The organism is Ruegeria sp. CDSA033 (assembly GCF_059612305.1).
On the sequence record NZ_JBXWQI010000003.1, the window covers coordinates 333,541 to 360,259 of the forward strand.

At 57.4% G+C, this 26,719-nt stretch carries 29 protein-coding genes and 1 pseudogene; 13 read left to right on the forward strand and 17 right to left on the reverse strand.

Translation table 11 applies throughout. The annotated features are described in order from the left end of the window. Positions 1-97 precede the first annotated feature (97 nt). Positions 98-1,339: an MFS transporter gene (locus AC2FLA_RS06730; protein WP_496721362.1), complete on the forward strand. Its 1,242-nt coding sequence runs from the start codon at positions 98-100 to the stop codon at positions 1,337-1,339. Here AC2FLA_RS06730 and hslV read toward each other — a convergent pair. Then, positions 1,336-1,887, reverse strand: coding sequence for an ATP-dependent protease subunit HslV (hslV, locus tag AC2FLA_RS06735; RefSeq protein WP_109313826.1), 552 nt, complete (start codon positions 1,885-1,887; stop codon positions 1,336-1,338). The two genes, AC2FLA_RS06730 and hslV, sit on opposite strands and share 4 nt — an antisense overlap. Positions 1,888-2,084: 197 nt before the next feature. Between hslV and AC2FLA_RS06740 the strand changes: the two genes are divergently transcribed. Continuing rightward, positions 2,085-2,279 (forward strand): DUF1127 domain-containing protein, encoded by a 195-nt coding sequence (locus AC2FLA_RS06740; protein WP_108860504.1) that lies wholly within the window; start codon positions 2,085-2,087, stop codon positions 2,277-2,279. Positions 2,280-2,340: 61 nt separating this feature from the next. Here AC2FLA_RS06740 and AC2FLA_RS06745 read toward each other — a convergent pair whose 3' ends face one another. From AC2FLA_RS06745 to regB, 10 genes are all read right to left on the reverse strand, one after another. Next, the gene (locus tag AC2FLA_RS06745) at positions 2,341-2,703 is read right to left on the reverse strand and encodes a Lin0512 family protein (protein ID WP_496721363.1); all 363 of its coding nucleotides are present in this window, start codon (positions 2,701-2,703) and stop codon (positions 2,341-2,343) included. Continuing rightward, positions 2,700-3,050, reverse strand: a complete 351-nt coding sequence (locus AC2FLA_RS06750; protein WP_496721364.1) for a Lin0512 family protein — start codon at positions 3,048-3,050, stop codon at positions 2,700-2,702. Before AC2FLA_RS06750 ends, AC2FLA_RS06745 begins: the two co-directional genes overlap by 4 nt. 91 nt (positions 3,051-3,141) lie before the next feature. Continuing rightward, positions 3,142-3,462, reverse strand: a complete 321-nt coding sequence (trxA, locus tag AC2FLA_RS06755; RefSeq protein ID WP_058275159.1) for a thioredoxin — start codon at positions 3,460-3,462, stop codon at positions 3,142-3,144. A gap of 59 nt (positions 3,463-3,521) precedes the next feature. Further along, entirely contained in the window at positions 3,522-6,881 is a 3,360-nt protein-coding gene (gene addA, locus AC2FLA_RS06760) for a double-strand break repair helicase AddA (RefSeq protein ID WP_496721365.1), read from the reverse strand. Beyond that, the gene (addB, locus tag AC2FLA_RS06765; RefSeq protein ID WP_496721366.1) at positions 6,878-9,805 is read right to left on the reverse strand and encodes a double-strand break repair protein AddB; all 2,928 of its coding nucleotides are present in this window, start codon (positions 9,803-9,805) and stop codon (positions 6,878-6,880) included. The genes addA and addB overlap by 4 nt, the downstream gene beginning before the upstream one ends. Continuing rightward, entirely contained in the window at positions 9,798-10,484 is a 687-nt protein-coding gene (locus AC2FLA_RS06770) for a nucleotidyltransferase family protein (protein WP_282170571.1), read from the reverse strand. The genes addB and AC2FLA_RS06770 overlap by 8 nt, the downstream gene beginning before the upstream one ends. Further along, positions 10,481-11,485, reverse strand: coding sequence for an aminoglycoside phosphotransferase family protein (locus AC2FLA_RS06775; RefSeq protein WP_496721367.1), 1,005 nt, complete (start codon positions 11,483-11,485; stop codon positions 10,481-10,483). The genes AC2FLA_RS06770 and AC2FLA_RS06775 overlap by 4 nt, the downstream gene beginning before the upstream one ends. Further along, the gene (gene tsaE / locus AC2FLA_RS06780) at positions 11,482-11,955 is read right to left on the reverse strand and encodes a tRNA (adenosine(37)-N6)-threonylcarbamoyltransferase complex ATPase subunit type 1 TsaE (RefSeq protein ID WP_496721368.1); all 474 of its coding nucleotides are present in this window, start codon (positions 11,953-11,955) and stop codon (positions 11,482-11,484) included. The genes AC2FLA_RS06775 and tsaE overlap by 4 nt, the downstream gene beginning before the upstream one ends. A gap of 41 nt (positions 11,956-11,996) precedes the next feature. Next, positions 11,997-13,505, reverse strand: coding sequence for a PAS-domain containing protein (locus tag AC2FLA_RS06785; protein WP_496721369.1), 1,509 nt, complete (start codon positions 13,503-13,505; stop codon positions 11,997-11,999). A gap of 85 nt (positions 13,506-13,590) precedes the next feature. After that, positions 13,591-14,988, reverse strand: a complete 1,398-nt coding sequence (gene regB, locus AC2FLA_RS06790; RefSeq protein WP_496721370.1) for a sensor histidine kinase RegB — start codon at positions 14,986-14,988, stop codon at positions 13,591-13,593. A gap of 92 nt (positions 14,989-15,080) precedes the next feature. On the opposite strand from regB, the gene AC2FLA_RS06795 reads away from it, so the two are divergent. From AC2FLA_RS06795 to AC2FLA_RS06815, 5 genes are all read left to right on the forward strand, one after another. Further along, positions 15,081-15,701 (forward strand): SCO family protein, encoded by a 621-nt coding sequence (locus AC2FLA_RS06795; RefSeq protein WP_496721371.1) that lies wholly within the window; start codon positions 15,081-15,083, stop codon positions 15,699-15,701. 86 nt (positions 15,702-15,787) lie between these two features. Beyond that, positions 15,788-16,342: an ActR/PrrA/RegA family redox response regulator transcription factor gene (locus tag AC2FLA_RS06800; protein ID WP_058275167.1), complete on the forward strand. Its 555-nt coding sequence runs from the start codon at positions 15,788-15,790 to the stop codon at positions 16,340-16,342. Between the two features lie 139 nt (positions 16,343-16,481). Next, positions 16,482-16,976 carry a lactoylglutathione lyase family protein gene (locus tag AC2FLA_RS06805; RefSeq protein ID WP_058275168.1) on the forward strand — a complete coding sequence of 165 codons (495 nt, stop codon included), beginning with the start codon at positions 16,482-16,484 and terminating at the stop codon, positions 16,974-16,976. Positions 16,977-17,068: 92 nt separating this feature from the next. Continuing rightward, positions 17,069-17,464 (forward strand): DUF805 domain-containing protein, encoded by a 396-nt coding sequence (locus AC2FLA_RS06810; RefSeq protein WP_282119815.1) that lies wholly within the window; start codon positions 17,069-17,071, stop codon positions 17,462-17,464. A gap of 275 nt (positions 17,465-17,739) precedes the next feature. Beyond that, positions 17,740-18,111, forward strand: coding sequence for a VOC family protein (locus AC2FLA_RS06815; protein ID WP_058275170.1), 372 nt, complete (start codon positions 17,740-17,742; stop codon positions 18,109-18,111). Here the strand turns inward: AC2FLA_RS06815 and AC2FLA_RS06820 are convergent. Continuing rightward, a complete protein-coding gene (locus AC2FLA_RS06820; RefSeq protein ID WP_496721372.1) occupies positions 18,108-18,701 on the reverse strand; it encodes an HD domain-containing protein in 594 nt (197 codons plus the stop codon). The genes AC2FLA_RS06815 and AC2FLA_RS06820 overlap by 4 nt on opposite strands. Positions 18,702-18,905: 204 nt before the next feature. Between AC2FLA_RS06820 and AC2FLA_RS06825 the strand changes: the two genes are divergently transcribed. The 3 genes from AC2FLA_RS06825 to AC2FLA_RS06835 all read left to right on the forward strand — a co-directional run bounded on the left by AC2FLA_RS06825 (position 18,906) and on the right by AC2FLA_RS06835 (position 21,477). After that, the gene (locus AC2FLA_RS06825; protein ID WP_496721373.1) at positions 18,906-19,220 is read left to right on the forward strand and encodes a hypothetical protein; all 315 of its coding nucleotides are present in this window, start codon (positions 18,906-18,908) and stop codon (positions 19,218-19,220) included. A 104-nt stretch (positions 19,221-19,324) separates the two neighbouring features. Then, positions 19,325-20,713 carry an adenosylhomocysteinase gene (gene ahcY / locus AC2FLA_RS06830; RefSeq protein WP_496721374.1) on the forward strand — a complete coding sequence of 463 codons (1,389 nt, stop codon included), beginning with the start codon at positions 19,325-19,327 and terminating at the stop codon, positions 20,711-20,713. A 14-nt stretch (positions 20,714-20,727) separates the two neighbouring features. After that, a complete protein-coding gene (locus AC2FLA_RS06835; RefSeq protein ID WP_496721375.1) occupies positions 20,728-21,477 on the forward strand; it encodes an extensin-like domain-containing protein in 750 nt (249 codons plus the stop codon). 17 nt (positions 21,478-21,494) lie between these two features. Here the strand turns inward: AC2FLA_RS06835 and AC2FLA_RS06840 are convergent, their stop codons facing one another. After that, positions 21,495-22,142: a DUF899 family protein gene (locus AC2FLA_RS06840; RefSeq protein WP_496721376.1), complete on the reverse strand. Its 648-nt coding sequence runs from the start codon at positions 22,140-22,142 to the stop codon at positions 21,495-21,497. Between the two features lie 198 nt (positions 22,143-22,340). Here AC2FLA_RS06840 and AC2FLA_RS06845 point away from each other — a divergent pair, with 198 nt between their 5' ends. Next, a complete protein-coding gene (locus AC2FLA_RS06845; RefSeq protein ID WP_282153670.1) occupies positions 22,341-22,682 on the forward strand; it encodes a DUF2853 family protein in 342 nt (113 codons plus the stop codon). A gap of 213 nt (positions 22,683-22,895) precedes the next feature. On the opposite strand, the gene AC2FLA_RS06850 is transcribed toward AC2FLA_RS06845, so the two are convergent. The 4 genes from AC2FLA_RS06850 to tsaD are packed head-to-tail and all read right to left on the reverse strand — an operon-like array spanning position 22,896 to position 25,645. Then, positions 22,896-23,318 (reverse strand): EVE domain-containing protein, encoded by a 423-nt coding sequence (locus tag AC2FLA_RS06850; protein WP_109313844.1) that lies wholly within the window; start codon positions 23,316-23,318, stop codon positions 22,896-22,898. Then, on the reverse strand, positions 23,318-23,587 hold the full coding sequence (locus AC2FLA_RS06855; RefSeq protein ID WP_496721377.1) for a YciI family protein: 270 nt from the start codon (positions 23,585-23,587) through the stop codon (positions 23,318-23,320). The genes AC2FLA_RS06850 and AC2FLA_RS06855 overlap by 1 nt, the downstream gene beginning before the upstream one ends. Before the next feature lies 1 nt (position 23,588). Beyond that, the gene (locus AC2FLA_RS06860) at positions 23,589-24,551 is read right to left on the reverse strand and encodes an NAD(P)H-dependent glycerol-3-phosphate dehydrogenase (protein ID WP_496721378.1); all 963 of its coding nucleotides are present in this window, start codon (positions 24,549-24,551) and stop codon (positions 23,589-23,591) included. After that, positions 24,548-25,645: a tRNA (adenosine(37)-N6)-threonylcarbamoyltransferase complex transferase subunit TsaD gene (gene tsaD / locus AC2FLA_RS06865; RefSeq protein ID WP_496721379.1), complete on the reverse strand. Its 1,098-nt coding sequence runs from the start codon at positions 25,643-25,645 to the stop codon at positions 24,548-24,550. Before tsaD ends, AC2FLA_RS06860 begins: the two co-directional genes overlap by 4 nt. A 96-nt stretch (positions 25,646-25,741) precedes the next feature. On the opposite strand from tsaD, the gene AC2FLA_RS06870 reads away from it, so the two are divergent. Next, a complete protein-coding gene (locus AC2FLA_RS06870) occupies positions 25,742-26,455 on the forward strand; it encodes a uroporphyrinogen-III synthase (RefSeq protein ID WP_496721380.1) in 714 nt (237 codons plus the stop codon). A gap of 54 nt (positions 26,456-26,509) precedes the next feature. Beyond that, positions 26,510-26,719: pseudogene (locus AC2FLA_RS06875) on the forward strand (hypothetical protein); the annotation flags it as partial.

Genomic DNA, 26,719 nt, shown 5'->3' on the forward strand with positions numbered 1-26,719 from the left:
CCGGAGGCCGGTAATTACCGGCCTCTGACAAGGCGTTAGGTGCCATTGCGCCTGTCTGCTACACTTACCTCAAGGGACCAGTTCCGAGGTGTGTATCATGACGAAGATTGCCAAGATTACGTTATTGTTCGTGGTATTCGTGGATCTGATCGGACAAGGGCTGGTCTTTCCCATCATCAACTCTTTGATCATGGAAACAAAATCCGGGTTCCTGCCGGAAAGAACTTCAATGGGTCAGCGCCATTTCTACTATGGGCTGGTGATCGGGTGTTTCTTTCTGTCCTGGTTTCTGGGTGTGGTCTATGTCTCAAAGGTCTCGGACTCCATCGGGCGCAAGAATGCTTTGCTGGTGTGTTTAGGTGGGGCGTTGGCCGGTTATGCCATCACCATCACGGCACTTTACCTTAACAGTTTGCTTCTGCTGATCGTTGGTCGGTCGATCACCGGCTTTACGGCGGGTAATCAGCCCATTGCACAAGCGGCGATGATTGACGGCAGCACCGATGCCGCCGACCGCGACCGAAACATGGGGTATATCATCACCGGCGTCAGCTTTGGTCTGGTCGGCGGCCCGATTATCGGGGCTGTTCTGTCCGACGCGGCGATACTGGGCAGCTATGCCACGCTCAAGATGCCGTTCTACGGCGCGTTTGTTCTGGTGATGATCGCCATCTTCCTGGTGAGTTTTTTCTTCAAGGACACCCGCACCGAGCGCGCGGCATTTGTCTTTCGCCCACGCGATATCACCGACAGTCTGATCGCGGTACGTGAACACCCGTTGGTTCTGAAAATCCTGCCCGTCTATGCGCTGTTCATGATTGCCAATGTCACGTTCTACGTATTCGTCGATAATTTCCTGACCAGTGCATGGGGCTACGGCGTGATCGGTGGCAGCATGGCAATGGTGGTCATCGGTTTTGCCTTGGCGTTTTCCAGCACATTCCTTGTGAAACCGGCGCAAGAACGGTTCAGCAAACACTCCATCATCCACACCTCATTGGTGGTGATGGTGATCTGCGGCTTTGGCTTCGCCTTCAGCCCCAGCGGCGTACTGAGCTACGTTCCGGTCTTTTTCTTCTATTTCTTCTTTGGCGTCGCCTACCCGACCCTGCTGGGTTTGTTTTCGTCCAGCGTTGGCGAAGCGGATCAGGGTTGGGTCATGGGCGTTACGACGGCGGTCTTCTGCCTTGCCGGCGGTGTCATGTCTCTGGTCGGCGGCGGATTGATGAGTATCGACATCCGCCTACCCTATTACATCGTCATCGCAACCGCCCTGCTTGGGCTGGTCGGTATGTACCGGCGCTGGAAAGGTAAAGAGATCTCGGCGCTGTTGGCCTAGATCGTTTCAACCGTCAGATTGCCATTGGTGTAGACGCAGATGTCAGCGGCAATCGCCATAGCTTCACGCGCGACCTCTTCGGCGGGTTTATCGCTGCCCATCATTGCTCGCGCAGCGGCCAGGGCAAAGTTTCCACCTGATCCGATGGCGGCCACGTTGTGTTCGGGTTCCAGCACATCCCCCGCCCCGGTGATAACCAACAGGTCTTTGCCGTCGGTGACGATCAGCATTGCCTCAAGCTTTTGCAGGTACTTGTCGGTGCGCCAGTCCTTGGCCAACTCGACCGAGGCACGGGCCAGTTGACCGGGTGTCGCTTCCAGTTTCGCCTCAAGCCGTTCCAGCAGAGTAAATGCGTCAGCGGTCGAACCGGCAAATCCGGCGACAACTTCGAATCCGCCCGGTGACAGGCGGCGTACTTTACGCGCGGTCCCCTTGATCACGGTCTGGCCCAGGCTGACCTGTCCGTCCCCGGCAATAACGACTTGCCCGCCTTTTTTGACACCAATGATCGTGGTCCCGTGCCATCCGGGAAAATCGCTGTCCGCCATGAAAGCCTCCGTGTTCTCAGTCGCTATATATGGGCCGGGCGCGGGATCGGCGCAACCCGTTGCACAACTGCCCAAAAGATATGCACAAAACGCAAACCGGGGTTACCAGACCAGCAATTGTGAGTCGTCGCGCTTGGGACTACATGAGGCTCACAACCGACAACGGGTCGGCTGTTTCAGATATAAGGACTGGGAACATGGCAACAACTGCAAACATCCATGCCCCACTCGGAGCAGCTACCATCCTGCACGTAGTGGATGCATTCATCAATGTCTTCGAATCCGCTGTTGAGTGGAACGAAAGCCGCAAGACACGCAAGATCCTGTCGGGTCTGACCAACGCACAGCTGGAAGACATCGGTCTGGCGCGCGCGGACATCGCAAAAATCTGATCCCGCAATCAGAACCAGAATTTGAAGCAGCCGCCCGGGTATCCGAGCGGCTTTTTCTTTGTCAGCTTTGCACGTATTTACCAGCCTGATCCGGCAAATACGCCTCGATCGCGGCAGTGGCGATGACATGGCGCGTGCCAGCGGCGTCATCCACAACATCCAACCCACCCTTGACGGCCCGCACTTCGGCGCGGCCCCTTGGCAGATCGGCGGCGACCTTGTCACAGTCAACCTCATCAGGTTGTTGAACGGCGATGGTCACCTGAACCCGCATCTCCGTGTGATCGATTCCAAGCTTGGAAAACAGCGTGATCGACGAATGATGCAGCGCGTCCTGCACGGCGCGACAGGCGGCTTTGGTGTAATCCTGACCGTACAGATCGTTGCCGGTGCCCATTTCCAGAATAATACGCTTCCCGGTCATTGGGCGGGCTCCATATCGAATGAGACGATGACCGCCGCGTTGGCGATCACAGTGCGGCCATCGGTGTGGGGCTTATCGATATCCAGACCACCCTCGGTCACAGTGATGTTGGGCTGGCCATAAGGAAAGATCGCCTTCAGCGCATCAGTATCGACCTGGTCGGGCTGCTGCACACCCACCTCGGCGTCGATGATCATCGCCTCTTTCGGAAACCCGAACAGCTCGGCCATGTTCACCGAGTTATGCCACAGCGCATCCTTGATCGCCCGCAGGGCGGCCTCGGTATAATCCTCGCGCCGCAGGGATGTGCCCATCCCGAATTCCACCAGAACCCGTGTTTTCGCCATTTGCTTTCCCTGTATTGATGGCCCAATTGAGCCAGTCACAAAAAAGGGCGCCCGAATTCGGACGCCCTTGTTCAATACCGATCACATCGGATCAGATGGATTCGTCGATCCAGCTTTGCAGTGCGGCTTTGGGGGCCGCACCGGCGCGGTTCGACACAACCTGACCGTCCTTGAAGATGAACAGAGCAGGAATGCCACGCACACCCATGGCGGCAGCGGCGTTCGGGTTGCTGTCCACGTCTACCTTGGCAATTTTGATTTTGCCGCCGTATTCGTTGGCCAGTTCTTCCAGAGCGGGGCCGATTTGTTTACAGGGGCCACACCATTCGGCCCAGAAATCCACCACAACGGGGACATCAGAGTTTTTGACTTCGGCGTCAAAGGTATCGTCGGTAACGGCAACGGTCGACATATTCTGTCTCCTGAATGGGGTATCTCGGGAACAGAACGTAGGGGCCGGGCAATCCAAGGTCAAGATATCTGGGTGCGCGACAGGGCGTGCGTCACAAGATCGTGTGGCAGCCACATCAAATCTGCCGTCCTGGTCCATAGGATCGCGGTGCGGATTTCGTGGTTCGGATAGACCTGCGACAAGGCGTTGGCATACGCCCCCATCTGCCGCAAAAGCCCCTCAGGGCATGTCTCAGCACTGTTGGGAACCGTTGCATTTGTTTTGAAATCAATGACCTGAACCTCGGTATCAGTGACGATCAATCGGTCGATCACCCCGTGCATGCGGCGCCCGTTCAGGTCGGCCGTCACGGGCACCTCAGCCAAGGCGTCGGCGGCAAAGACAGGCCGAAGATGTGTGGCAGTCAAAACGTCGCATGCCTCGTCCATCAGCTCTTGCCGTTCCGCGTCCTGAATATCGGGCAGAATCCGCGCGCAAAGCTGCGGCCAGTCGTCCCGCGCGACCGAAGGCAAGTGTTCCAGCAGCAGGTGCAATCGTGTGCCGCGCAGCTTTGCCGCCTCTTCGTCCTGACCTGCATCGCCGGGCAAGGCCTTGGCACCCCCCAGATCGGAAGGGCTGAGTGTCTCGGGATCTGGTTCCTGTGGTGTGGCGGGCGACAGAAATGGGGCTGGCAAGTCCGTCACGGCCACAGCGGTCTCTGCGGCTTCAACAATCGGCGATGCATCCCAATCCCCGTGCGACAATCGCAGAGATTCTGAGCCGGGCAGCGCCACCGCCCCTGCCCGTTCCATCGCGGCCTGAACCATCTGATACCAGCTGGTCCCATCCTTACCGACATCGCCGGCAGCCGCCACGATCAACCACTTTTCAGCTCGAGTTAGAGCCACATAGAGCAAACGAAGCCGCTCATTTTCTTCCCGCGTTCGGGCTTCGTCGCGCGCACGCGCAATCAACGCCGGGGACGCGTCAGCCGGAACTTTCCAAAGCGGTGTGCCTTCGGCCACCATGATCTCGGCATCGCGCGGAGCTTGCCGTTTGCCCGTATCCGGCAGGATCACAATCGGCGCCTCCAACCCCTTGGAGCCATGCACGGTCATCACCCGGATCATGTTGCCCACACCGCTCATCTGCCGTTTGATTTCCAGATCGTCAGTCTGCATCCACACCAGAAATCCGGTCAGGCTGGGGATATCTGTGCGTTCATAGGCCAGCGCCTGCGACAGCAACGCGTTGATCCCGTCTTCAGCCTCGGCGCCCAGCCTGCCCAGCAGTTTACGACGGCCATCATGGCGGGTCAGGATGCGTTCGATCAGGTCGTAGGGGCGCAGAAAGTCGATCTGCCCGCGCAGGTCGTTCAGAACGGCCAGTGTTTCAGGGTACTCATCGGCGCGTTGACGCAGAGCCGCCCAAAGGAACTGTTCCTTGCGCCGATGTGCCAAGTCGAACAACTGTTGTTCGCCCCACCCGAACAGTGGCGATTTCAAAACCGTGGCAAGCGACAGGCTATCCTCGGGTGTGGCCAGAAAGCTTAGCAGCGCAGCCAGGTCTTTGACCGCCAATTCCGCGCCGACCTTAAGCCGGTCTGCCCCGGCGATCGGCAGATCAGCGGCTTTGCAGGCGCGGATAATCTCGGCAAACAGGTCCGAACGGCGTTGAACGAGGATCAGAAAATCCCCTGGCTGAACCTTACGCCGCACAAATGTGCCGGGCGTTTCGCCATCCTCAGGGATCGTTTCGCCCTGTTCGATCATTGCCTTGATCGACTGCGCCACCTTTTCGGCCAGAATGACAGTGTGATGCCGCGCGCCAGGCCGATCTACTGGATCGGTCCAGTCAGCATCGTCATCCTCTTCAACCTTTTCGACCACGGGCCACAGGTCCACGCGGCCCGGCAGATCCGCCTTGAACGCGCGGTGCTGGCTTTCCTTGTGAAATCCGGCTTCCGCTCGGTTTTCGAACAGGATGTCGACCAAGGACAAGATCGCGCTGGAGGATCGGAATGAGTATTCTAACGTGGAATCCCACAATTTAGAGCCTGATTCAAATAGCTTCCGCCCAAACTCTGCCTGCATCAGATCGAATGCCTGCGGATCGGCACCCTGAAACGAATAGATCGACTGCTTTTTGTCACCGACCACGAAAATCGTGCGTTCAACCCCGGACCGGGCCCCCTCTCCGCTGGTAAATTCCTGCGCCAGTTTTTCTACCACGTCCCACTGATCGGGACTGGTATCCTGCGCTTCGTCCACCAGAATGTGGTCGATGCCGCCATCCAGTCGGTACAACACCCATTCGGCAACCGCCGGATCATTCAACACCTGCCGCGCACGTAGGATCAGGTCGTCAAAGTCCAACCAGCCGCGTAGTTGCTTGCGCCGCTCATATTCCGGCAAAAACGCCGTCGCAAAGCGATGCAGCACCATTGTCTTGCGCGCGGCCACCAGTGCCAGCCGATGTTCGCGCGCGGCCTCTACCCGCAACATCAACGCTTCGAGCTGGGGCATCTGACCCACCAGCGCCCCTTCGCGCAGGGCTTTGGTCGGGAAACTGTTGATTTTAGCCGTAAAGGGTTCTTTGGCGGATTTTCCGGTCAGAAATACACTTTCCAGAATTGGTAAGCTGCTAACCCGAGCCTCGGTAAATGCCGCAAGCTTGTCGGCCGCCTTGGCGTTATTGCCGCCACTTTCGGAAAGCACCGGCAGAATCGACCTGATCAATTCCACCTCGCGGCCCAGAAACACACGTCCCATCAAAGCGTCTTCATCGAATCCGTTGGCCAGTTCAAACCGCTGCAGCACATCGGCCCATTCCAGCGGCTGCGCAAACAGGTTGCGTTTCTGGGTGATGGCCGCGGTAAGTTTGTCGAACCCGGTATCGGTGACAAACCGGGCGACGTCTTCGATCAGAGTGGCTTGGGGACCTGCGGCAAAGTCCTCGACAATCTCTTCACGCAAAAGGGCACCTGCGCGGTCCTCCATCTCTGAAAATTGCGGGCTGACCCCGGCTTCAAGCGGGAAACGCCGTAGCAGTGAAGCGCAGAACGAGTGGATCGTCTGGATCTTCAGGCCACCGGGTGTTTCGATGGCGCGCGCAAACAACGTTCTGGCCTGTGCCAGCCGTTCGGGGTCGATAACACCCGGAACACCCAGATCGGTCAGTTGGGAAAGAAGGCCGACATCATCCTTCATTGCCCATTGTCCGAGGCGATCAAACAACCGGTTTTGCATCTCGCTGGCGGCAGCCTTGGTGTATGTCAGACAAAGAATATGCTGTGGCTGCACGCCGCCCAACAACAGACGCGCCACCCGATCAGTCAGAACCCGCGTTTTTCCAGAGCCTGCATTGGCCGCCAACCAGGTCGAGGCGTCGGGCCGCGCGGCCTGTACCTGCCGCTCGGTTGCGTCGTTGCGGGCGCTCATGTCAGGTCCTCAGGCGTTGTGTCATCCGTGCGGTCCCATTCACCGAACCGGGCCAGTTGATCGTAGTCACCCACATCCGAATCCTTGTGCAACATTCGACGGGATGAAAACCCCTGATCAGGCTCTAAATAGGCAGAGACCAGCTCTTTGAGCTCGGCTAGAACTTTGTCTGGAGGCTCTTTCGCCAGCGGTGCGGGTACTTCTTTGTAAGTGCCGCCCATGCCAATGAAAATCGCCTCGGCCACGGGTGAAGGGTCGAACCCGTCGATACCGCCCTCTTCGGCCATCGCGGCTTCGATCAGTAACTGTTTGTCGAACTTGGATTGCTGGCTTTCCGTTGGGGGCGCCCCTGTCTTGTAGTCAACTATCCGTAATGCACCGCGTTTGTTGCGATCTATCCTGTCTGCACGGCCCGCGATGGTGAAATCCAGGGGCGACAGCACAAGTTTCACCGCCGCCTCGAAGGCGACTGGGCCCCCGTCCCTTCGTCGCGCGATTTCGGCGGTCATAAAACCGTCCGCGATGCGTTCCAGCCGCGCCAACCACAATTTACGCGCCGCGGGCCACGCAACATGTTGATCTAACAAGGTTTCCGCGCGTTTCAAAAAGTTTTCGCGGGTCAACAAGGCTGTGTCCAGAACACTGTCTTTGACGAAATGTTCCAGAATTTCGTGGATCACGATCCCGCGCAACAAGGCATCCGGCGCTTGCACCAAAGGGTCCAGCGGTTTCAGGCGCAGCACATGTTTGGCGTAAATCGCATAAGGATCGCGGATCAGCCGTTTGATTTCCGTCACGCTCAGCCGATTTGGGCGCGATGCCACTGGTGGCCGCGGAGACGGGCGCGTTGCCGGTTCGATATGCGGCGCGATTTCAAGCTGTTCCGCCCATTGCAACCATTGCCGGCCTTTGTTGCGCATTTCTGACAGTGCCTCAGGCCCGCCCTGCCCCGGCAAGCCATGCAGCAGGTTCGTAAGGCGGTTTAGCCAGCGTGACGGAACGGTTTCTGCGTCATCGGACCGCTTGGCACGGGTCAGCCAGACCTCGGGCGCGCCGATGGCTTGTTGAAAGTCATGTGCCGACAGGCCGATCCGCCGTTCGGGCAGCAAAAGCCCGGCCTTGTCGCGCATCTGGCGGTTCAGCCAGGGGTCTGGCGCGGCGGCCTCGGGCCAGCTGCCTTCATTTAGGCCGCCCAAGATAAGCAAGTCTGCCCCCTGCACGCGCGCCTCGAGCGTGCCCCAGATCATGATGTGTGGATGCGGGGCGTCGCGATCCCGGACTTCCTCGCCCGCGAGCAAAGCACCCAACAGGTCGGCGAAATCATGGGCGGTCATCGGGCCGCCGTGTTGCGCCTCTTTTTCCAGTGCGCTCAGGACGCCTTGCGCCTTTTGGCCTGCGTTCTTGTCCCAGAGCGTGCCTGTTTCCCCTGACGCGCCCGCCGAAATCGCCTCGGCCAAGATGCGCAGCTTGGCAACCCAATCCGTCAATGGGAGTTGGCCCGCGATCTGTTGATCGCAGAAATGGGAGTTTAGCCAACGCACCCAATCTTCGGGCACCTCTTTGCGGATGGCAAAGGCGGTGAGGCTGACACTGTCTGGAAATGGCGGACCGTGTCGGCGCAAATCCAGCTCAAGGTCCCGCGTGTGCAGCAAATGCGCGCCGCGCTCGTCACCATCATGACACAGCGGGTGCTTCAGAAGGGTCAGCAATGCCTCGCCATCCAGACGCCGTGCGAAAAGCCCCGCCACGTGACGCAGAAACCGGCCGGGCGGCGATAGTTGCAGCGGCAGACCAGCACTGTCATCGGGAAGGATGTTCCAGCGATCCAAAGCAGCGCTGACTTGGCGGGTCAGCATCCTGTCAGGTGTGATTAGCGCGGCAGTTTGGCCGGTTTCGGCTGCCTGGCGAAGGCGCAGTGCGATGGCCAGGGCCTCGGACCTGGGCGATTGCGCCTCGACCAGTGTCACGTCCTTTGTGGCGCCATCCAGATCGGTCAGTTGCGGGCCTTCGGACATCCAGGCATCCGTGATCGGCGCTGGGCGTAAAGCCAGCGAAACCAAACGGTTGCGAGCAGGCGAGGGTGGTTGATCATCCGTCCAAGGCATGACTTGATCTGGCTCCAAGCCAAGCTGTGACATCAGCTTGCGGAACCGGTACTGCGGGTGATCTTCCGATGTCAGCGCATCGTCCAACCTGCGCCAAACGCGGTCGGGCTGATCGAAATCATACCCTGGCAGGATCAATGCGCCTTGCGGCAGGCGCGCGACCGCCTCCATCAGCATCAGGGTGGTTCCGCGTGACCCGGTTGACCCGGCAAGGATAACCGGATGCTGCGGCGGAGCGACTTGCCAGCGCTCTATCAGGTTTTTCACCACAAGTCGTTGTCGCGCCTGAACATCCAGCGCGTCATAGCCCGAGTCGATGAAGTGATCAGCAATCCCAATGAACGCCTGCGCGCGAGCCCAATGCCCGGACATGTCACTGACGTCCAATTGCCGGATCGCGTCGGGCGAAACACCTTCGCCCTGCATCTCATCAATCAGCGCGGCTAGGCTGTCGGACAAATCAAAAAGTGAAGACCGTGCAGCCAGATCAGGCTGTTTTTCCAACAGCTTAGCGATCAACTGCGTCAACTCCAACCTGCGCCGCAGCGGTGGAATCGCCGGAGGTATTTGCGCAAGATCGACGCTTTCACCCAAATCAGTGACCAGTGTCAAACGCGGCAACAGGCACGCCGGGCCTTGGTCAAATAAGTCGCGGACGCGCCGGGCCATACGCCTTGTATTGACGACCAGTTGAACGCGCGCCAGCATCTCGGGCGGATGCGCTGCACTGCGATCTTGCAGCCCCTGAACCAGCATTTTTGGGAAGTCCGAACCGGGCGGAACGGTAAAAACGCGCGGAGCTGGGCTGGGTTCAAACATCGGCAATCAACCCCTCGGCTAGTGCAATCCCTTCGGGGTGGCCGACATCGCACCAGCGGCCGGGATAGGTGAGCGCAAACAGACGATCCTGCCGCTGCAACCGGTCCCATAGCACGTTAAGTGAGAACGCTTTCTCAGGGATATCCATCAACCCTTCGGATTTCATGATCTGCGCACCGCCATAGATCAAACTGCCGCCGCGCACGATCCGTCCGTTCTCATCTGCTGTGAAATCGCCTTTGCCCGTGTGCCCGACAGTCTGATCCACCGGTACGCACATCAACAGCGCGTCCATGTGATCGGGGTTCCACGCCTCGCGGAGCATCGTCAAAGGGTTCGGTCCTGACCAGATCGCGTCTGGGTTCAGGGTGTAAACCGGGTGCGATCCAAGCAGGGGCAAAGCGGCGCGTATTCCGCCGCCAGTCTCAAGAATCTCCGGCGTTTCATGGGAAAGCAGAACACCTTTTGGGACTAGATGAGCTTCAAGCTGATCTGGCAGATAATGTAGGTTGGCCACGATACGCTTTGGTTGCAGGGCATTCACCAAATCCAACGCGTGATCAATCAGAGGCCGGCCGGCGACCTTGATCAGTGGTTTGGGCCGATTTTCGGTCAATGCGCCCATACGGGTGCCAAACCCGGCTGCAAACAGCATGACGGCTTCGGGGTCTTGGGTCATTTCTGCCGGAGCCTGTCCAGATTTTCAGGGGTGGGTGCGGGCAAGGCCTCGCGCAATAGATTGGCGATGGTTACCAGTGCGGGATGTTCCAGATCCCGCATCAGGTGGGCCCAAGTCGCCGGAATCAGATCGACATAGCTGGGCTTGCCGTATTCGGTTGCCAGCCGGGCAAAGACGCCCAGAATGCGCAGATTTCGCTGAGCACCCAACACCGCATAGGCGGTGCGGAAGTCATGATCATTCACCCCAGTCGCCACGATATAGCGATTCACCATTTGCATCTCGGTTCCGAGTGACACATCGCGACGCACATCCTGCAACAAAGATACCAGATCATAGGCCGGATGGCCCAGCATGGCGGTTTGAAAGTCCAACAGACCGGCGCGCTGAACCCCGTCGCGATCCGGCAACCAGATCAGGTTTTCGGCGTGGTAATCGCGCAGCACAACAACTTTGGACCCCGAAGTTTCTCGGTGCAGAATGTCCGAGAACCGGTTTTCGAAACGGTTACGCGCATCGGCGTCGTGCGTGCCCTGCACGGCCTGCGCGTATTTGGTAAAGGACAACGCGGCCAGTTCGGTCATCAAACTCGGATCATAGGATCGCAGAGACAGGCTTGGCGCCTTGTGTAGGTCAATCAGAACATCCGTTGCGACCTCATAAAGCGCACGCTCCATGCTGGGGGTCTGAGCAAGCACGCGCGCGAAGAGGTCGTCGCCGAGATCTTCGAGCAGAAGAAAGCCGTAATGCGTGTCCTCGGCATAAATCTCGGGCGCGCTCAGACCAAGGGACCGCAGGTATTCGGCCATGCGGGCAAAATCTTCGACATTTTCCGCCTTGCCCGGGGGTGAATCCATTAACACCGCCGTCTTGCCGGTTTCCGGATCGGTCAGCCGCTCGTACCGACGGTTCGAGGCATCCCCAGCCAGCGGCGCGTGCTTTGCATTTGACCATTTGGTCTGCGCGATCAACGCTTCGGCCAATACCGCGCGGTTTGTCATGCGGGAATCCTTAGTTTCACGGGCCATTTCGGATCTGACCAGGAAAGGGTCAGATGGCGTGCTTCTGTCATGTTAGGATCTGTTTCGAAAGATATTCTCGCTGCAGACTCCGGCGTCAGCGGGCCCAATTTATCCGGCCATTCAATCAGACAGATTGCGGTTTCGAAAGCCTCGGTCACGCCCAGTTCTTCGATCTCCTCAACCGCGCTCAGGCGATACAGATCGCAGTGCCAGATTTCCCCGGCCGGCGTGTCATAAGCCTGAACCAACGTGAAAGTCGGCGAAGGCACATCTTCGGGCTCGACCATCAGCGATTGGATCAGGCTGCGGGCAAAATGGGTCTTTCCGCTGCCGATCTCGCCCTCAAGCAACAAGATGTCTCCAGATCTCAATTCTGCACCGAGGCGGGCAGCGAATTCTGCTGTTTCCTCGGGCGAATTCAAAGTGATCGTGCAGGGCGAATTGGTCATGGCGCCACAATGGCCTTGCGCCCGGTTGGCTGCAACCCGGTTCAGGCGCTGATTTGCTGCGCCTCTTGCCGCATCAGCACATCCCGATCCACCGAGAAACGAACAATGGTGGCCCCGTTCTGCATCGGACTGACAGTGCACAACACCTGGATACCGTTTCGCAGATAGATCACGCCCGACCATTCCGCGCGATTTTCCCGCGCCTCTACAAAATCGCGAATTTCGCCAAGGATTGGTGTCGCGGTGCAATGTTCCTGCCAGCTTTTGGTCACCTCAAGAACGGAGTCCGCGTCAAAGCCTGCGTCGCCTTTATCACCCCAAAGCTGTTGGTAGGCGAAATTGGTAAAAGCCAGTGTACCATCGTCACTGAAGACGGCGATGGCATCGGCCAGTTTGTCCAGAATGGATTGCATCAGATCCATTTCTGACCGGAACCGACGGGTCAGAGTGATCTCGGCAGTGATGTCCTCGAACAAAAAGGCAACCGCTCCGTCCGGGTGCGGGCGTCCACTGACCGAATAAACCGAGCCCGAGGGCAGGGACCATGTCTCTTGATAGTTCCCGTCTTCTGCCGCTTCGAGAAGGTCATTCATCTGACTGCGCCAGCTGCGATAATTCTTGGGTTCCGGCATCATATGCTGATCCCGCAGGCGATCAAAAAAGCTGGACAGGCTGGGGCGGCAGCTCAGGAAATCCGGGGGCAGGGTGGTCAGGTCGATCAGAGCCGGGTTGAACAACGCCAACTGGCGGTTGCGGTCAAAAATAGCCAGCCCGATGGGCAATTGTGCGAAGGTCTTGGTCATGGTCTGAACAAATTTGCGCTGCGCCATCTCCGCCTCGACGATTGCGTTGATGTCCACGGCATAAGACAAGTGCCCTTCAGGGTGATCTACCAGTGTCAGATCGAACCACAGCTTGTTTTCACTGAACTCGGAGGAAATTGAGACCCGCGCCTTTGCGCTTAGCCGTTGGTCGGCATCGGGGACCGGAAACAATGGTGCGGTCAGGTCCGTGTCCTGATCCCGCACTTTGCGCACCAGCGAAACATAAGCGGCATTGCACCAGCGCACATCGCCCTGATGATCCAACAGCCAGACAGGGTAGGGTGCCTTTTCCATGGCAAGGCGGTTTGGATCATTTGATGCGCTTTGAGGCATCGACGGGCATTCGGTCCTGTCGCGTAACTGAACGCGCACGATGCCGTCTATCCATTCGCACAGAACATCGCGTTCAACCGTACAATCGATGGCCGGGATGACCAAATTGCCTTCACGCCGGACCCGATCAGGTGTCTCGGGGAATGTCGGAAAATCCCTGTGTAGCAGTCGGCACAGATCGGCCCAGTCGCGAACCTGCTCGAACCCCTCCAACGCGATGTCCGAGTGACTGATAAGCCGGTCGCCATCAAACAGGAAGGCCGCATCAAACAAGGAGGCAGGTGAGGACAGGCCAAAATTATCCCCCCGTTCCCGTCGGCGGGGCAACAGCCACTGCACGGCAAGACTTGCGGAAACAAGGCCGATGATGGCCAGAATGATCCAGTCGACCATGCGCCCTCCGGTGCGCGAAACCAAGAAACCGTACTATGCGCCTTAATGGTTAACGGGGTCTTAACCTATGTTCGCCCGTGTCAGATCAGGTTTGGAACCGTTGGTTTACACCTGATGGCACAGGCGTATCACCGGTTTGCGCATCCACAAGGTTACGCGGCCAGGTCACCTTGACGATCGCGCCCCGGCGTTCGGGGTTATCCGACAGGGTTTGGTATGGGTCCGATCCGTTGGCGAAATCCAGCTCGGCTCCGCTGCGTTCAAGCAGCGTTTTGGCAATAAAAAGACCCAGACCCATGCCTTCATATTCCGGACGGGTCTTTTTGTCGGTCTCACTCCGGCGGCGACGCATGAAGGGATCGCCGATCCGGCCGATCATCTGCGACGGATATCCACGACCGTCATCCATGATGCTGACGGTGATCTGTTTGGTGGACCACTCCGCTTCGACCCAGACATTTCCGCGCGAAAAATCCACCGCGTTCTGGATCAGGTTGCGCAGGCCGTGAATGATCTCGGGCTTGCGCAGGATCGAGGGCTGCTGAACATCGCCATCCTCGGCCGGACCTTCGAAGAAATGAACGGTCTTGCCTCGGTTGATATGCGGCTCGGCGGCTTCATGCACCACGGTCGAAAGCGGGGCTTGACGCAGATGCAGGTCGTCTTTGCCGGCCCGGCCCATGTCTCGCAGGATATCGCGGCAACGGTTCGCCTGTTCGCGGATCAGGGCGGCGTCCTCGATAAGGTCGGGCCGGTCATCCAATTCCTCAATCAACTCGGAGCTCGCCAGTTTGATCGTTGCCAGCGGCGTGCCCAGCTCATGCGCGGCGGCGGCGACCACGCCGCCTAGATCGGTCAGCTTCTGTTCGCGTGCAAGCGCCATATGGGTGGCGGCCAGCGCTTCGGACATGGACTGCACCTCTGAGCTGACGCGATGCGAATACGCGCCCAGAAAGACAATTGCGATGACGATTGCGGCCCAGTTTCCGAACAGTAGAATATCTGGGATGTCCAATTCCGCCCCCAATGCGGTGCGCAAAGGCAGGTGGAATTCGGCCAGAAGTGTTGTCAAGGCAATGGCAACGCCGCCGATTATCAGAGTTGACCGTGTGCTCATGACGCTCGCGGAAATAGTGACAGGCCCCACCAGCAACAGCGCAAACGGGTTGTTCAGCCCGCCTGTAAGGTACAGCAAAATGGTCAGCTGCAGCAGGTCGAACAGCACCATCAGGAAGTTCTCGAACTCGGACAGGCGCTTGTTGCGGGGAAACAGCAGAATTGCAGTCAGATTCCCCATGACCGAGACGCCAATCGCCAGATAACAAAGCGTTGCGTCCAGCTGGATGTCATAAGTTTGCTGCGCGACGGTGATCGCCGTGATCTGGCCGAAAATGGCCACCCAGCGCAACAGGATCAGGGTGCGCAGCCGAATCCAGCTGCTGCGTTCCTGACCGCGCCATAATGTGATGTTGGAATTTGCCATCGGTCGATTATGTCCTGTTGCATCGGCTGAACTTCTTGATAGGTGTCCCGGCCGAAACGATCAACAACCCCTCTTATGTCAGGATTGATGTCATGGTTCGTCTTTATGCCATCCTCGCAACCGTTGTTCTTGCCGTGGGCCTGGGGGCCATGTGGCTGCTGACGCGCGGTGCCGGATCAGATGACAAGTTCGCACAATGCCGGACCAGTCAGATTGCTGGCGGGACGGCGGCCATCGGCGGGCCTTTTGAACTGCTCAACGGCAAGGGCGAAACAGTCACCGATACCGATGTGATCACCGAGCCGACGCTGGTATATTTCGGCTATACCTTCTGCCCCGACGTCTGCCCGTTCGATATGTCCCGCAATGCCGAGGCCGTGGACATTCTGGCCGAGCGTGGCCAGTCCGTGACGCCCTTGTTTATTTCAATTGACCCGGATCGCGATACGACCGAAGTGATGGCCGATTATGCCTTTAACCTGGGCGGCAAGACCATCGCGCTGACCGGCACGCCTGAGCAGGTCAAGGTCGCCAGCAAGGCCTACAAAACTTACTACAAGGCCCATGACAAAAGCGATGAGTACTATCTGGTCGACCACTCGACCTTTACATATCTTGTCACGCCCGAAGATGGGTTCATCGAATTCTTCAACCGGGACGACACCGCCGAGCAGATGGCCGACAAGGTCGGTTGCTTCCTCGACAAAATCTAGAAAACGACGGGTTGTTTGACCTTTGGGATGGCGCTGCTATTACTCATGGTTAAGCCAAAGGCGTGAAATAGCGGAAAGAACAGAATATGGCGGACAGCTCTGACCTCGACATCGGCCCCGATAAAACGCTGCTTTTGGTGGACGATGACGAACCGTTTCTGAGACGTCTGGCAAAAGCGATGGAAAAACGCGGGTTCGAGGTTGAAACCGCAGGTTCCGTCGCCGCAGGCCGCGCTATTTCCACCGCCCGCCCGCCCGCCTACGCGGTCGTTGACCTGCGACTCGAAGATGGCAACGGTCTGGATGTGGTCGAAGTTCTGCGCGAAAAGCGCCCCGACAGCCGGGTTGTAGTGCTGACCGGATACGGTGCGATTGCCACCGCCGTTGCTGCGGTCAAGATCGGCGCAACCGACTATCTGTCGAAACCCGCCGACGCCACCGACATCACCAATGCGCTACTGGCCAAGGGCGACGAACTGCCCCCACCACCAGAAAACCCCATGAGTGCGGACCGCGTCCGTTGGGAGCATATCCAGCGGGTCTATGAGCTGTGCGACCGGAACGTTTCCGAGACCGCACGGCGCCTGAACATGCACCGTCGGACATTGCAGCGGATATTGGCGAAGCGTAGCCCGCGTTGAATCTCTTCTGGTCGGACCAAAGCGGATCTTTGCTTCGCTCTGGACGTGGAGACAGAAACAAGCGCACTATTTCGGGGGTATCGGCAAGGGTTGCTGATGCCCTTTCTCTTGTTTGCTGCGGAACGAGGAGTCTCTAAAAATGTCTGCACTAACCTTTTCACACATCGGAGTAACCGTTCCAGACCTGGAAAAAGCGGTAGAATTCTATTCTAAGGCATTTGGACTCTATGTGCTTATGGAGCCCACCGAAGTGCTGCATGACGATAGTGCCATAGGTCAGATGTGTGACGATGTTTTTGGAGAAGGCTGGGGTTCATTTCGGATTGCTCATCTTTCGATGGGGGATGGTATAGGTATTGAACTCTTCGAGTTTCCAAACACGATCGAAGAAGAGAGGCCGTTCGAATATTGGCGTCGCGGGTTGTTCCATTTTTGTGTTCAGGACGACAACCTTGAAGAACGGGTCAAGATCATCGAAGAGCTCGGTGGAAAACAGCGAATGAAGCAGGTTCGCAAATACTACCCTGGCGATAAACCCTATCGCATGGTCTACATGGAAGATCCGTTTGGAAACGTATTTGAGCTATACAGTCATTCTTATGAACTGACCTATTCGGCCGGGGCATACGCGTGACTTGTTTGTTGGCAGACCACCAATCTGGTAGTTTCCGTGTTAAATAATTTGAAATAGTGATATGTGAATGCCGTCCAATTGCGGAGGATGGCATGAACAATCTCACGACGGCATTTCGAAGGGCTCTGTCAAACTACGCCAAATTCAATGGGCGTTCTTCGCGCCCGACGTTTTGGTGGTGGGTTCTGGCCGTTCTTCTCGTTCTTCTGGTGACGCGAATAATTGATGGCGCTTTGATCGCTCCGATGCTCGGATTTGGGGTGTTTGAGCCGAACGCCGGACAACCGCTTTCCGTTTTGGTTTCGCTTGGGCTTTTGCTTCCCAATCTGGCGATTGGAGCCAGACGTTTGCACGACATCGGACGAACTGGTTGGTGGCTGTTGATTGGCTTGATTCCGATAATCGGAACTCTGGTCCTGTTGTACTTCTACATTCAGCCAAGTGAGAGTGGTTCAAACCAGTTTGGAGAACCCGACGTCTTCCCCTGATTTGAGGGGTGAAAGTCGTCGTTTCAGGCTACAGTTTCAACAGCAGTTCTTCGTGCCGTTCAGTTTATGCCTGCCGCACCTCTGTCGGCGGGCGCAACGTGATCCCCAACCCCTCCATCACCGCTTTGTCCGGCCGCCCAAAATCCTTGAATGCTCTGGCCCAGGAAAAGTCTGCAATAGTGCGCCGGTCCTGACAGTTTAGTGACTTGATACCAGTTCCACTTTGCCCGAGGTTCGGGCAGGGAATTCATCTTTCGTCACAATGGAGTAAATCAATGATCGGCTATGTGACCATCGGCGTTTCGGATTTGGAGCGCGCCAAAAGTTTTTATACGACACTATTTGCCGACAAGGGCGCAAAGGTTGTGATCGACGCTGGGCGCATCGCTTTCATCGGCAATGACCCTTCGGCGCCGATGCTAGCCGTTTGCACACCCTATGATGGCGAAGCCTGCGAGACCGGTAATGGCGGAATGGTTGCTTTTGCAGCTGACTCTAAGGATGAGGCTAAGGCGCTCTACGAGAAGGCAATCAGCCTTGGTGCTACAGATGAGGGGGAACCTGGCCAGCGCGTCCCTGATCGGTTCTACGGCGCTTATGCTCGCGATCTGGACGGCAATAAGCTGTGTTTTTACGTCTTCGGCTAAAGCTGCGTCAGCAGAGCCATATGACGTTCCATATATGCCCGCCGCACTTCAATCGGCGGGCGTAACGTGATCGCCAACCCCTCCATCACTGCTTTATCTGGCCGACCAAAGAATTTGGTCGCCTCAGCCTCAGAAAATCCAGCAATCTGTGTCGCCTCCATCCAGGCGCTGATCTTGTCGGCCTTCTTGATCTGCCGTTTCACTGTTTTCGGCACCTCCGCCGGCAGGCCGAACCGAATGTGGATCGCCGCAGCCAGCCGGTCATCCAGCGCCCCGTAATCCGGGCCAACGGCTGATTTAACAGGCGAGATCATATCCCCGATCACATATTCCGGCGCATCGTGTAACAGCGCGGCCAATCGCCATTTTACCGGGGCTTTGGGGGAAATCCGGCCGAAAAGCTCTTCAACCAGAAGGGAGTGCTCGGCTACGGAATAGGCAAAATCACCTGCTGTCTGACCGTTCCAGCGGGCCACAAAGGCCAGACCGTGCGCGATATCTTCGATCTCGATATCCACTGGCGTCGGGTCCAGCAAATCCAGCCTGCGACCGGAAAGCATTCGTTGCCATGCTCTGGGTTGTGTTGCCATTCTGCCATGCCTTGTGAACTAGGACACGTTAACTTCGCGCTTTTGTGCTATGATGTACCTGTCTGGATCACAGGCTGCCAACAATTTATTGAGCTTTCGTGCTTTGAACCTGCACGTTTTGATCCCGACATATGGACTGAGGGGGGCGTACTCCTTTCAGTTGTGCCCCTCTCGTACTGAAACACGTATCGAAAGGAGCATGTTATGTTCAAACGTCTATTTGCTATAACCCTGACCTTCGGCATGGCCGCCACTGCGCCGCCTGCCTTCGCCAAAAGCTGTGCACAGCGCGAACATGTGATCGCCAAACTGCAGGACAGTTATTCAGAAGAACTGGTCTTTGGCGGATTGCAGAAAACGCAGGGCGCACGGGCTGTTATGGAGGTTTGGACCTCGAAGACAACCGGAAGCTATACGGTTCTGGTGACCCAGGCGAACGGCATTAGTTGTATTGTCGCCGTTGGCACCGATTTTTTTGAAGCGATTCCAAAGATAGAGCTAAAGGGTGAACCAAGTTGATTTGAACCACAGGTTCACCTAGTTTTCGGCCATTTGCGTTGCCACCTGCCCCAAGGAATGCTAGGGGCTGCCCGGACTATGATTTACCGGAAATGGAGCACCTGATGGCCGGGGACTATATCGTTAAAGACATTTCATTGGCTGGGTTTGGCCGCAAAGAGCTGGACATCGCCGAAACCGAGATGCCGGGCCTGATGTCCCTGCGTTCAGAATATGGCGAAAGCAAACCTCTGGCGGGTGCCCGTATCGTCGGTTCGCTGCACATGACCATTCAGACAGCTGTTCTGATCGAAACTCTGGTCGCGCTGGGCGCGGATGTGCGCTGGGCATCATGCAACATCTTCTCGACCCAGGATCACGCGGCGGCAGCAATTGCCGAGGCAGGTATTCCTGTCTTCGCCATCAAAGGTCAGACACTGGAAGAGCACTGGGATTACCTGGACAAGTCCTTCCTGTTCGACGATGGCCCAAACATGATTCTGGACGATGGCGGCGACGCGACATTGTACATTCTGCTGGGCGCACGTGCCGAAGCGGGTGAGGATATCATCGCTGTTCCGACATCCGAAGAAGAAGAAGTCATCAAGGCGCAGATCGCCAAGCGCATGGCAGCATCGCCGGGCTGGTTCACCAAGATGCGCGACCAGATTCAGGGCGTGTCTGAGGAAACCACCACCGGCGTGAACCGCCTGTATCAACTGGTGAAAGACGGCCAACTGCCGTTCCCGGCGATCAATGTGAACGACTCGGTCACCAAGTCGAAGTTTGACAACAAATACGGCTGCAAGGAATCGCTGGTTGACGGCATCCGCCGCGCCACTGACACCATGATGGCCGGCAAGGTTGCCGTGGTTTGCGGTTACGGTGACGTTGGCAAAGGCTCGGCCGCGTCGCTGCGCGGTGCTGGTGCCCGTGTGAAAGTGACCGAAGTTGACCCGATTTGCGCCCTGCAGGCCGCGATGGACGGTTTCGAAGTCACGTTGCTGGAAGACGAAGTCGCATCGGCCGACATCTTTATAACCACCACCGGCAACAAGGACGTGATCCGCATCGAGCATATGCGCGAGATGAAGGACATGGCCATCGTCGGCAATATTGGTCACTTCGACAACGAAATTCAGGTGGCCAGCCTGAAGAACCACAAGTGGACCAATATCAAGGAACAGGTGGACATGATCGAACTGCCCTCGGGCAATCGCATCATTCTGCTGTCCGAAGGCCGTCTGCTGAACCTTGGTAACGCGACCGGTCACCCGTCTTTCGTGATGTCGGCCTCGTTCACCAACCAGGTTCTGGCGCAGATCGAACTGTTCACCAAGGGCGACCAGTACAACAACGACGTCTACATCCTGCCCAAGCATCTGGATGAGAAGGTCGCGCGTTTGCATCTGGATCGTATCGGCGTGAAGCTGACCAAGATGGATAACGAGCAGGCGTCTTACATTGGTGTGAAGCCCGAAGGCCCCTACAAGCCGGAACATTACCGTTATTGAGTGCGAAAGAACGCATGAGTAAACACTCCGGACGCCGCCGATTCCTGTTATCGGCGGCGTCTTTTGTTTTTAGTATCGCTGTTGTAGCCATTCTGTTCGGAGGGGGCGGATGGTGGTTGCTGGCGCATCCGGAAACACCCGTGCCATCGCATTGGAACCCTTTGCGAGAGCTGAAAATCACCGCGCCGGTCACGCCGATTACCCGGTATCAGCTTAATCGCGCGCTGGCGATTGAAGTACAGTGCCGCGCTGCCTTGGCCGACGCCGGCGCAAACTTTGAAGCGATGGATGATCTGATCGTGGATGAGAATTGCGGCATCACCGGGCGCGGTTTGTTGTCTGCGCTGGTGACATCGGGTGTAAATGCGGTTGAAACCAGTTGCGCGACCACTCTGCGGCTGGCCATGTGGGAGCATCATGTCGTTCAGCCAGCGGCACAAGACCTTCTGGGCACGCAGGTCAGCCGGTTGCGGCATGTGGGCAGTTACAATTGCCGCCAGATGCGTACCGCTCAGGGTCAGAGCAGCGGTTGGAGCAGCCATGCCAAGGCGGATTCCATTGATATTGTTGGTTTGCAATTCGCTGATGGGCGCAGCCTGACCTTGCTATCCGATTGGAGTACCGAAGAACCTGAGGGTCAATTTTTGCGCCAGATCTGGCGCGGCGCATGTGATTGGTTTCGTGTGGTATTGGGTCCTGATTTCAATCGCTTGCACGCGGATCACTTTCATCTACAGGGTCCCGGTTGGGGTTATTGCCGATAGTTTAACTTGATGGGTATTTAACGCAGAGATGGAAAGAAATCTCCGCGTCCTTGCGGTGTGAAGTCCAGAATATTCCACAGGGGCCACGCCGCATCCACGTGCCGCGGATGCCAGTCGCTGGGCTCAAAGAACAGCTCGGAACTCCAGAAATGGCTTATGCCGTCCGCATCGCGCTGAAAGACGTTCAGGATCGGCAGTTGGCTTCCATCCTCGGCCTCGGCCAGATAGTCGCGCTGATAGTCTGTGCCCAATGCAGAATAAAGCGGTAGATCATCCCACGACATTTCCGCTTTCAGCGCTGCCAGCCTTTCACAGGTGTTTTGCGCCACGACCGCAAAGGCGATTTTCTGCGATATATGTGCGATCTGTCCATTCAACCCGTCCAGAAAGGCAGAACACATCGGGCAAGGTGCCTCTGCATCCGGCCCGTACATAAGCGAGTATATAGCCAAGGTGTCATGTGATCCGAACAAAGACGACAGCGGTGTCGGCGCACCCTTGTCTGACCGGAATGCATAGTCCCGCGGAATTGCCCCGCCTTTGGGCAAACCGCGGCGCAGCTTTGCAACATTTTCAATCTGAGCCCGCAGTTCGGCTTCAGCCGACAGCAAGGTGTTTCGTGCGGTTCTGTATTGCGAAGTTTCGTTGGGTAGCGACACAGGCATTGTAGCCTCCTGGTTCTAGAACAAGTAACATATTTAACCTTATTGTTAAATAAAGGGCCAGCAAAATCAAGCCTCAGATCAGACCGGCAGGGTTTAGGGGGAATGCCGCTAATTTTTCCCTTTGTGCAAATTCCCGCTCCCGTTACCGTGTCTGCGGCGCTGGTAAGGCCAAAAACGAGTTTCAACCGGGAGATAACCATGGGAAAACGCGACGACCTGATCGCTAAATATGCCGAGGACCTGAAGTCCAAATGCGGTATGGACGCAGATATGGATCTGCTGACCAAAGTCACAATCGGCTGTGGCCCTGCAATTTATGACGCCGACGCATCGACTGTCGCGGCAACTCAGGAAGGTGAGTTGGAAACGGTCAAGAACAACTTCCTCATCAAAAAGCTGGGCCTGTCGGACGGACCGGAACTGATGGAAGCGATCAACAAGGCACTGGAAACCTATGGCATGTCCGAGCGTAACAAATACCGCGCCGTCGTGTATTACATGCTGACCAAGCACTTCGGCAAAGAGGCTGTTTACGGCTGATCCCGCCACACCTTTTTTGCAGCGCCCGTCAGATCCCTGGCGGGCGTTTCCAATTTTAAGTACTTGCCGTTTGAACCGCGCCGCATGGATCGGTTAGTGTCAGGACGTGACCAGGACGGTCAGAGCCAAAATTTCCATACGCGTGTGGTGAGTCGGGAGCACGCGGGGTAGGGAAGGTTCTGCATCTGTCAGGGCCTTCCCTTTAATCTGTTATTAAGTAGCCTGCGTGCCGCCCAGATCGCAGATCACCTGCCATTCCGCCTCGCTGACTGGCTGAACAGACAGGCGAGAGTTTTTGACCAAAACCATTTCCCCCAAACGTTCGTCAGCCTTGATCTGGTCCAGCGTGACGGGGGTTGCAAACGGGCGAACGGCCTTGATGTCCACGCATTCCCAACGCTCATCATCTGTGGTGCTGTCGGGATGCGCCTCGGCGCAGACCTCGACAATTCCGACAATCGCCTTGTCCTTTTGCGAGTGGTAAAAGAACCCGCGATCGCCAACTGCCATCTGACGCATGAAATTGCGCGCCTGATAGTTGCGCACGCCGTCCCATTCTTCGCCCGCATCCCCTTTTGCAACCTGCTGGTCCCAACCCCAGGTCGATGGTTCGGATTTGAACAGCCAGTACGCCATCAGCCTATGACCTTTTTCCACGCAATCAGGTCAACCGATTGGAACAACCCGGCTTTTGCATAAGGATCGTTGTCCGCCCAATTTTGCGCGGCGGCCATGTCTTCGACCTCCAGAATGATCAACGAGCCGATCATTGCGTCGCCGTCCAGCAGCGGACCTGCCTGGGAAACAACACCGGTTTCCTCGATATAAGCCAGGTGGGCCGAGCGGTTGTCCAGCCGGGTTTGCAGCGCGCCGTTCTTGTCACGGGCGATGAGAGCGATCAGCATATTATTCCTCCTTCAGGGGTCGGTTGAGCAGGGCTCGGATAGCTTCGGTCACACTGTAGGCGCCACTGCTAAGGTCTGCCACCGTTGTACTGATTGGCATGTCCAGCCCTTCGGCGGCGGCAATTTCCGTCATGGCCCGCGCTGTGGCGACCCCTTCAACAGTGGTGTGGGTGTCGAACTGGATCTTTCGACCCAATGATAGGCCAAAGCGATAGTTTCGGGACAGTTCGGACGAACAAGTCAGGACCAGATCCCCCAATCCAGACAATCCCATCAGAGTGTCAGGTCGCGCCCCGCGCATCAGCGCAAAGCGCTGCATTTCTGCAAACCCGCGTGTCATTAAAGCGGCGCGTGCGCTGTCGCCCAACCCGGCCCCGATTGCAGCGCCGCATCCGATGGCCATTACGTTCTTCAAGGCGCCGCCAAGTTCCGCCCCAATCATGTCGGTGGTTCGATAAAGGCGCAGGTTGGCAGTGGTCAGGTCGTGTTGCAGCGTCAGACTCAGCGAGTCATCTGCGCAGGCCAAGGTTAGCGCCGTTGGCAGTCCGCGTGCAATGTCGTCGGCAAAGCTGGGCCCGGTCAGCAGGGCGGGTCGCGCATCCGGGATCGTTTGCTGGATCACTGAAATCGGCCCAAGCCCGGACGATAGCTCGATACCCTTGCAGCACGCCACCAAGGTTTTTCCGGCCAGATCAGAGGCCTGCGCTTGCAAGGCATCGCGCAATTTTTGCATGGGGACAGCTATCAGCAGAACATCAGCCTTGGTCGCCTGATCGATGTTCGATGTCACCGTGATATCAGCAGGTAAAGCCATGCCAGGCAAACGCTGGGTGTTTTCACGCGCTGTTTGCATATGCTGGGCCTGATCCTGATCCCGAGACCACAGCGTAACCGGCCCGTTCCCGGCCAGTGAAATGGCCAGGCTCGTGCCGAATGCGCCAGATCCCAGAACGGAAATGCTCATGCCTTGGCGCCCTTCTTGCCACCGCCCAGCATCGCGGGGCTGGTTTTATCCAGCGGCCAGCGTGGACGGGCCGTCAAGTCCAGCCCGTCGCGTGCGCCCAGGCGAAACCGTTCCATCCCGGCATAGGCGATCATGGCGGCATTGTCGGTGCAAAGGTTGAGCGGCGGTGCGGTAAAGCGCGCGCCTTTTTCTGCGCAAACAGTCTCTAATGCGGATCGAATGGCGGTATTGGCGGCCACACCACCTGCGACGGCAATAACCGGGTCTGTAGGGATTTCCTCAAGATACCTGTCAATCGCGCGGCGGGTTTTCTCGGCCAGAGTATCGACGATGGCTTGCTGAAATCCGGCACACAGATCAGCGCGGTCCTGACGGGTCAGGCCGCCCTTTTCGGCAACAATCTGATCCCGCATCCGCATCAATGCGGTTTTCAGCCCCGAAAAGGAGAGGTCACATCCCGGCCGATCCAGCAGAGGTCGGGGAAACCGGAAACGCTTGGGATCGCCAGAACGTGCTTCAGTCTCCACAGAAGGACCACCGGGTTGCGACAGGCCTAGCAGGCGGGCGGTTTTGTCGAACGCCTCGCCGGGGGCATCGTCAATTGTTCCGCCCAGTCGGGTAAATTGCTCGGGTCCGTGCGCGATAAGGTACTGGCAGTGCCCGCCTGAAACCAGCAGCATCAGGTAGGGAAAGGCGATACCATCCGTCAGACGTGGCGTCAGCGCATGACCGGCCAGATGGTTTACGCCGATCAAGGGAAGCCCGGTTGCCGCGCTCAGCCCTTTGGCGCACATGACGCCGGACATAACTCCTCCGATCAGGCCGGGACCCGCAGTGACGGCGATTGCATCCATATCGGCCAGCGTCAGGCCTGCAGCCTCCAACGCCTGTACCACGCAAATGTCCAGCTTTTCGGCGTGAGCCCGCGCTGCGATTTCCGGCACGATGCCGCCAAATGCGCTGTGCAGCTCGGTTTGACCGTGAACGATAGACGACAGAACCTCGGCACCGGCACCATCGGATTGGCGCACAACAGCGGCGGCCGTGTCATCACAGCTGCTTTCCAATCCAAGAACGGTAAGTGTTTGCACCATAGGCCTGATCCGTTGCATCATGACACGCAAGCGGGGTATCACCCTGCGCGGACGCAAACAATCCCAAGGCCGAAGGCTCCGCCATTGTATTTGTTGATGACCCGCCCTCGCGCCGCCTCTGAAAGGTTTGTCGCACAGCTGTCGGACCGCGTCAGGTCGCGGGTGGATGTCATCTATTCTCCGATCCTGGAAATCCGACCCCTGAGGGTTGCGGTCGAAACGGACGGAATTCGCGGATTGATCTTTACTTCGGCCAACTCGGTCAATGCCGCCGCGTCGCTGGGCGTTAAACCCGATCTGCCCGCCTATTGTGTTGGTCCGGCGACCACTGGAACCGCCAAAGGGGCTGGATGGGATGCATTGATGGTGGGTAGTACCGCCGAAGAACTGGTGGCCTACCTGTTGAAACACCGGCCTGAAAGCCCGTTGCTGCATCTCAGGGGTGAACATACGCGGGGAAATGTTGCCGGGCGTCTGACCGAATCGGGGCTGACGGTTCACGAACAGATTGTTTATCAACAGCGTTTGTTACCGCTGACATCCGAAGCGGCTGCGGCCACATCCAGTGACAGACCCGTTCTCGCACCGCTGTTTTCGCCCCGAACGGCGCGACAATTTGCCGAAATTTGGACCGGAACCGCGCCCTTGTGGCTGGTTGCCATTAGCGAAGCCACGGCCGAGCCCCTTTATTCCTTGGACTATGAGCGCCTGAAGATCGCCAAAGAGCCGACACCCAAGAAAATGCGGAAAGCCGTGAAAAAGCTTGTCAAACACGCGATGCGGGTTGAGCGTGGAGAGACCACTGATTAACTTAGAGTGGTCTGTTATTCATATGAAATTGGATTCGATAAGGGGAACGTCGCGGTGGCTCGTAAGAAAAAAACCGATCAAAAGCCGGTGGAAGACCCCAAGTCGGACGAAACGGTTGAATTCACCTCGCAGCGTGATGAGACAGTCGTTGACGCGGATGAGCCGCTAGAAGAGGCCCTTTCCGAAGCCGAAGCCGAAGCCGAAGCCGAAGCCGAAGCCGAAGCCGAAGCCGAAGCCGAAGCCGAAGCCGAAGCCGAAGCCGAA